Here is a 6005-nt window from a genome sequence, read left to right on the forward strand (position 1 = left end):
CCGGCGGCTGGCGTCACGCCGCGCCACGCCGCCCACACCAGCGCCGCCGCGATCGCTGCCGGCAGCAGATTGACCCAGAACACCCAATGCCACGAAATCTGATCAACCAAAAAGCCGCCGATCAACGGTCCAATCACCGAACTAACGCCCCACACCCCAGCAAAGAGACCCTGCACCTTGGCCCGCTGGTCGAGCGTAAAGATATCGCCGACAATGATAAACGCCAGCGGCAGCAAACCACCCGCCCCCACCCCCTGCAACGCCCGCGCTGCGATCAACGCCGGCATCGTCGTCGCCAAGCCGCACCAGAGCGAACCAAGGCTAAAGATCGCGATCGCCGCCATGTAGACCGGTCGCCGGCCAAACAGATCCGACAACCGGCCAAAGATTGGGCCGGCGGTAGTGCTGGTCAGCATATAGATGGCGAACACCCAGCTAAAGCTCTCGATATCGCCGAGATCGCGCACAATGCTCGGCATCGCCGTCGCAATGACGGTTGACTCCATCGAGGCCATAAACATGCTCATCATCACGCCGAGCGTGATCAAGACGGTGCGCTGGCGACTCACACGGTGCTCCTTGGGTTGACGTAAAATTGTGCTTGATCAAATATTGCTTTGTTCAACGATACTGCAAAATCGCCATAAGCGCAAGGGGGAAGGGGCCATCGTATCCCCGGCCCTGAAGGGCCGGGCTAGGCTTACGAAGCCCGCTGCGCGGGCTGGGGCCATAAGAGCACAACAAGCCACAACAGGTGCAAACAGGTGCGTTTTTGTGATCATGCAAAAAACCCTCTACGCCCCCTGTGCCTTTGCGTTCAGAATCTTCGCGTTCTCTGCGCTCTTCGCGCCTTCTTTTTTAGCCCCCCTCCCAACCTCCCCCGCTGGGGGTAGGAGTCAAACCCCCCACCCCCAGCGGGGGAGGGGCTGGGGGGGGGGGGTATTTTTTACCACAGAGGACGCAGAGGATGCAGTGAGGAATGATGTCATTGCTTCGGGCGCATCAGCGCCCGAAGCAATCTCCTGCTCTAGCGGAACAGGCTACCTGAAAGCTGTTGCTTCCCCACCCCCAACGGAGGGGCCGGGGGTGGGGGCAACCAAGCGCCACGAACACACCCAAAAGGCGCCAACGAGAGGTACATTTGCGTCTTTTGTGTCTCTTTGTGGCTATTCACCAAGCATCACGGCGTCACCGGAGTAGTCTCGCGGCGGTACGTCGGCAGCGTTGGTTGGCGCGGCGGGCGGGCTGGTCGGGGTTGGGCGGCCAACTGCGTGCCTTTGCGCCACAACCGCAAATCGGTCAACTCGCCGGCCAGCTCGCGGGCGGCTTCAACCCCGATGGCAAACCCCTTCTCCGGCGTCGTCAAGTCGAGGGTCGCAATACTGCTCACATCAGGCTGAATGAGAAGATCGGGCGGATATTGCTGCAAACGCAGTTCCGTCGTCTCCGCCATGAGCAAACTCAACGCGCGTTGGGCGACGGCGAATTGCTTGGGCGCGAACATCAGGCGAGCGAACAGGTTATCGTTCTCTTCGGGTCGGAGCGAGAAATCAGCGTTGGCGTCGCGCAGATCGACCGCGATCACCCGCTGCGCCCCCATTTCGTAGGCGACATCCACCGGCAGATTGTTCAGAATGCCGCCATCGGCCAGCAACATGTCGTCGTAAGGCACCGGCGGGAAGAGTGCCGGCAGCGCGGTGGTCGCCAACAACGCCGGCACCACCGGCCCTTCGCGCAACACCACCAGCTCGCCGCTGACCAGATCGGTCGCGACGACGGCGCAAGGAATGCGCAGATCGGCAAAGGTGCGATCACCGAGCAAACGGCGTAGCAGCTCTTCGCGCCGGCGCTGGCCGATGATGCCAGTGCCGGTCGGATCAGGCGTCGCAATCCGGCGCAGCGCGCTCTGGCGAAACACCTCTTGAATGGCGAGCAAATCAAAACCGGCGGCATAGAGCACCGCTACCGCTCCTCCTGCCGACGTACCGACAATCAAATCAATCGGTATCTCCAGTTCTTGCATCACCTGCAAGACACCGATATGGGCGGCTCCCTTGCCGCCGCCGCCGCTGAGCGCCAACCCCAGCCGCCGTTCTTCCGGCGGGGCCGTCGGCGGTTGCAATCGCGCACGGATTCGGTTGAGCCATGTCATGTTGTTGTTCATATTATCAATTATACAATGCCGGGAACGGTTTGTGATCCCGTAACGACGCACAGCCGTGCGTCGCTACGGGGGATGACGGCCGGTTGATCATTTGCGTCGTGACGGGGGGATGACGACGGGACGGCAGGCCGGCACGGGGATAGCAACAACCATCCCCGCGCGGTTACGGTTCGATCGGAATGTTGCGCTGGCGGGCGATGTCGCGCAGGGCGCGGGTGAGGCTTTCGAGTTGGCGCAACAGCAGGCTGACCTTGAACGCCGCTCCTTCGTCGCGTTCGATCCACTTCAGCAGGTCGCCGTCATGCACAGCGCGGGCGAGGCGATCGCTCTCGTCAACCATTTGGTCGAGCGAACGGATGCGGAAGATGCGGGATTTGTTCTTGGGTTGGTTTTCGATCGTCTCTTCCACCACCGTCAAATACTCGCCGTCTGTCGCCGCCTCTTCATCTTCCCACGCATCGTCGTGCTCAGGCAGATCGACCGCCGTCGCCGGTGTGCGGCTGAGCGGGCCGCCGCTGCTGCTGTCCGGGGTAGCTTTGGTGCGCAGTTCGGCGCCTTGCTCCAGCGCTTGCAAGGCAACGTCGAGGGTCAGGTTGGGGTTGGCGGCGAAGTAGGTCGTGAGCCGGCTCAGTTCGGCGGCCGACATGCCCTCTTCGACCGCAAAGCGGGCCAGATCGATTTGCGTTTTGGGGTTGGTGATGCGGCGCAAGTGCTGGGCTTGGGTCACGTTCAGCTCGCCGCGCCGGATCATCTGCTGCACCTCTTCCGGCAATTCGAGCAGGCCGAGGTAGCGGCGCACTGTGCGCGCGCCAAGGCCGACCGCTTGCCCGACCGCTTCGTCAAGCTCGTTGTCGGGCAGTTTGCCGCGAGTGGCGATGATGTGCTCGCGCAGCCGGGCGAAGGCGCGGGCCTGCTCGATGTCGTTGAGGTCTTGGCGCTGCACATTTTCGATCAATTGGCGCAGCAGCAAATCAGGGTCATCGCTATCAAGCACGATGCAGGGCACCTTGCTCAACCCAAGCTGGATCGCCGCGGCCCGTCGCCTACCGCCGTAGACCACCCGGTACCGTCCGCTGCCTGCTGGCGTCACCCCGATCGGCTGCAACAGACCATATTCCGCAATCGTCGCCGCCAACCCAGCCACATCCCCCGGCTCCTCGCGCACCCCTGCCGGGTCAACGTCGAGCTGGCGCGGATCGAGATAAAGCAATTGCATCGCGGGTTCCCCCTTGACAACGCAATGACCGGTCGGCGCCGGTCATTGCGCATGCTATCCGAACAAGTGTGTCAAGTATAGCAGGCTTGGGCGATGCTGGCAACTTGCCTGCCGGCAAGCCGCAGAGAAACGCAGAGGGTTCAAGCGCAAAGGCGCGAAGGGCGCAGAGGTTTTTTGGGAATGATCACAAAAATGCACCTGTTTGCGCCTTTTGTGGCTTGTTGCGCTCTTATTCCTTGCTCTAGCCCGCGCAGCAGGCTTCGTAACCCTAGCCCGGCCCTTTAGGGCCGGGTCATACAGCGCGGTGATGATGCCCCCACCCCCAACCCCTCCCCCGCTGGGGGAGGGGAGTCATCCTCCTCCCCCCGGAGGGGGGCTGCGAGGAGATTGCTTTGGTCGCTGCGCGCCCTCGCTATGATATCGTGCCTCGGCCTCTGCGTTCTCAGCGCCCTCGGCAGTAAAAAACGCGCCCCTCGCCGGATCAGCCGATTACAGGTATGATAGACTCCAAATGTACATATTCCAGCTCACTTTGTGCCTTACTTATTAAAAATCTTTGCGCCCTCTGCACCCTTTGCGTCTCTGCGTTAAAACCCTTAGCGTCTTTGCTCCCTTTGCGTCTTTGCGTTAACCGTCTTTACCTTTGAGGTGTCGTATGTTTGATCTCACCGGACGCACGGCGATTGTCACCGGTGCGGGGCGCGGAATTGGCCGCGCTATCGCTGTTGCTCTCGCCGACCACGGCACGCGCGTTGCGCTCCTCGACCGCGAGGCAACGCTGGTCGCCGAAGCGGCGGCCCAGCTTGGCCCCGCCGCGCTGAGCGCCGCAGTTGATGTCGTCGATGCTGCCGCAGTGGCGGCGGTGATCGGCGATGTGCTGGCCCAGTGGGGCAAGGTGGATATTCTGATCAACAACGCCGCAATCATCAGCTCGGCGCCGTTCCTTGAACTAGCTCCCGCCGAATGGGAAGGGACGCTAGCGGTCAACTTGACCGCGATCTACCACACGTGCCGCGCCGTCGTGCCGGCGATGATCGCCAACGGGTATGGCCGCCTGATCACCATCGCCTCGGTGGCCGGCAAGCGCGGCGGCGGCATTCTCGGCAGCGCCGCCTACAGCGCGGCCAAAGCCGGCGCGATCGGTTTGACGAAGGCGTTGGCCCGCGAATTGGCTCCCTATGGCATTACCGCCAACGCCATCTGCCCCGGCCCGGTCGAGACGCCGCTGCTCGGCGCGATGACGCCGGCCCAACGCGAACGGGCGCAAGCGATGATCCCGCTAGGTCGCTTTGCCCAACCGGTTGAAGTGGCGGCAGCAGTAGTCTTCCTCGCTTCGGCGGAAGCCGCCTTTATCACCGGCGAGACGCTCGATGTCGATGGCGGGATCACGATGGATTGAGGCAAAAGTGAGATTACAGCGCGTTTGTTAAAATATGGTAGGATGGCGGTGCTATCGGGAGCAACGACGCGATCGAGGACGCTATGCACGAACCGTTTATCTCAACGCTGTCGCTGGGGCAAGTTCGCCAATTTCAACGGTTCTTTTTGATGGTTGCCGGAATCGTGGGAGTGGTTGCTATCGTCGCCACGATTTCTGCGCTCATCTGGCAGACTACTACCCTGATTGCGCTGATGATCCTCGATTGGGTGTTGGTCGTCGGGTTGTTGCAGGCGTGGGCGCAGGCGCGCAGCGGACAGGTGCGCGTCTCGTTGATGACGTCATTTATTGCGCTGTTGTTGTACGGTCTGGCTGGCGCGGTCATTTTACCGAACCTCGCTGGTTTGATGGCGTTTGGGCCGGTGATTGCAATTGTTGCCATGCTGCCGTTCCTCAGTGGCCCGCTCCTCCGCCGCTTGCTCATTATTGCGTGGATTGCGGTCATCGTCACGATGATTCTTGGCTCGCAATTACGCCTCTTTCCGCCTGTTCCTGATGAGTTGGAAATGCTGTTCCAGTTTGCCCGGGTGTTGGAGATTAGCGCGATTTTGCTCTTGCAACTATGGCTGTTCCACGAGCGGTTGATCTTGGTGATTACGCAGTTGCGGCAAATTAATATAGATTTGCAGCGCGAACGGGCTAGCTTGCAAGAGCGAGTTGCCGAGCGCACGGCGGAATTGAAGCAGGCGCTGGCTGAAGTCGAGCGGCAAATGGCCGAACAGAGCCGGCTGCTGGCCGAGAATGAACGGCAGCGCGAGTTGATCCGCGGTCTGAGTATGCCGGTCTTGCCGGTGGGCCGGGCAACGCTAGTGATGCCGTTGGTCGGCGAGCTGGATGACGATCGGATCCGGCTAGCGCAATCAACTGCGCTGCAAGCGATCGATCAGACCGGCGCGCGCCATCTAGTGCTCGATATTACCGGCATGCCGTTTGTTGATACGATGGTAGCTGCTGGTCTCATTAAGTTGGTGCAATCCGCCCGCCTGCTCGGCGCCGAAGTGACGTTGGTCGGGGTGCGGCCTGAAGTGGCGCAGACAATGGTGGCCCTTGGCGTCGATCTAGCCGATGTAGCGACGGCGGCTGATCTGGCGTCGGCGTTGCGCCGCGAGCGGGTAGGTGTGTGAAGCGCTGTGTACCGCAGGGGATCCAGAGAAGGTGATCACATGGCGTGCGGCAGGTTCCCTGCC

At 61.5% G+C, this 6005-nt stretch carries 5 protein-coding genes; 2 read left to right on the plus strand and 3 right to left on the minus strand.

Annotation, left to right across the window (positions count from 1 at the left end):
- From U9R81_RS14070 to U9R81_RS14080, 3 genes are all read right to left on the minus strand, one after another.
- Positions 1-569 (minus strand): MFS transporter (locus U9R81_RS14070; protein ID WP_322496064.1); only part of this gene is annotated, 569 nt, incomplete at its 3' end.
- Between the two features lie 611 nt (positions 570-1180).
- Positions 1181-2152 carry a patatin-like phospholipase family protein gene (locus U9R81_RS14075; protein WP_322496065.1) on the minus strand — a complete coding sequence of 324 codons (972 nt, stop codon included), beginning with the start codon at positions 2150-2152 and terminating at the stop codon, positions 1181-1183.
- A 175-nt stretch (positions 2153-2327) separates the two neighbouring features.
- Positions 2328-3380: a ParB/RepB/Spo0J family partition protein gene (locus U9R81_RS14080; RefSeq protein WP_322496066.1), complete on the minus strand. Its 1053-nt coding sequence runs from the start codon at positions 3378-3380 to the stop codon at positions 2328-2330.
- A 655-nt stretch (positions 3381-4035) separates the two neighbouring features.
- Between U9R81_RS14080 and U9R81_RS14085 the strand changes: the two genes are divergently transcribed.
- Both U9R81_RS14085 and U9R81_RS14090 read left to right on the plus strand, forming a co-directional pair.
- Positions 4036-4779 carry an SDR family NAD(P)-dependent oxidoreductase gene (locus U9R81_RS14085; protein WP_322496067.1) on the plus strand — a complete coding sequence of 248 codons (744 nt, stop codon included), beginning with the start codon at positions 4036-4038 and terminating at the stop codon, positions 4777-4779.
- Between the two features lie 83 nt (positions 4780-4862).
- Positions 4863-5942, plus strand: a complete 1080-nt coding sequence (locus U9R81_RS14090) for an STAS domain-containing protein (protein ID WP_322496068.1) — start codon at positions 4863-4865, stop codon at positions 5940-5942.
- Positions 5943-6005 lie beyond the last annotated feature (63 nt).

The sequence above is a fragment of the Chloroflexus sp. genome, assembly GCF_034435895.1.
Classification (GTDB): Bacteria; Chloroflexota; Chloroflexia; order Chloroflexales; family Chloroflexaceae; genus Chloroflexus.

Coding starts and splice junctions, on each gene's coding strand:
- U9R81_RS14080 (WP_322496066.1), bottom strand. CDS start 3,380: ATGCAATTGCTTTATCTCGATCCGCGCCAGCTCGACGTTGACCCGGCA.
- U9R81_RS14075 (WP_322496065.1), bottom strand. CDS start 2,152: ATGACATGGCTCAACCGAATCCGTGCGCGATTGCAACCGCCGACGGCC.
- U9R81_RS14085 (WP_322496067.1), top strand. CDS start 4,036: ATGTTTGATCTCACCGGACGCACGGCGATTGTCACCGGTGCGGGGCGC.
- U9R81_RS14090 (WP_322496068.1), top strand. CDS start 4,863: ATGCACGAACCGTTTATCTCAACGCTGTCGCTGGGGCAAGTTCGCCAA.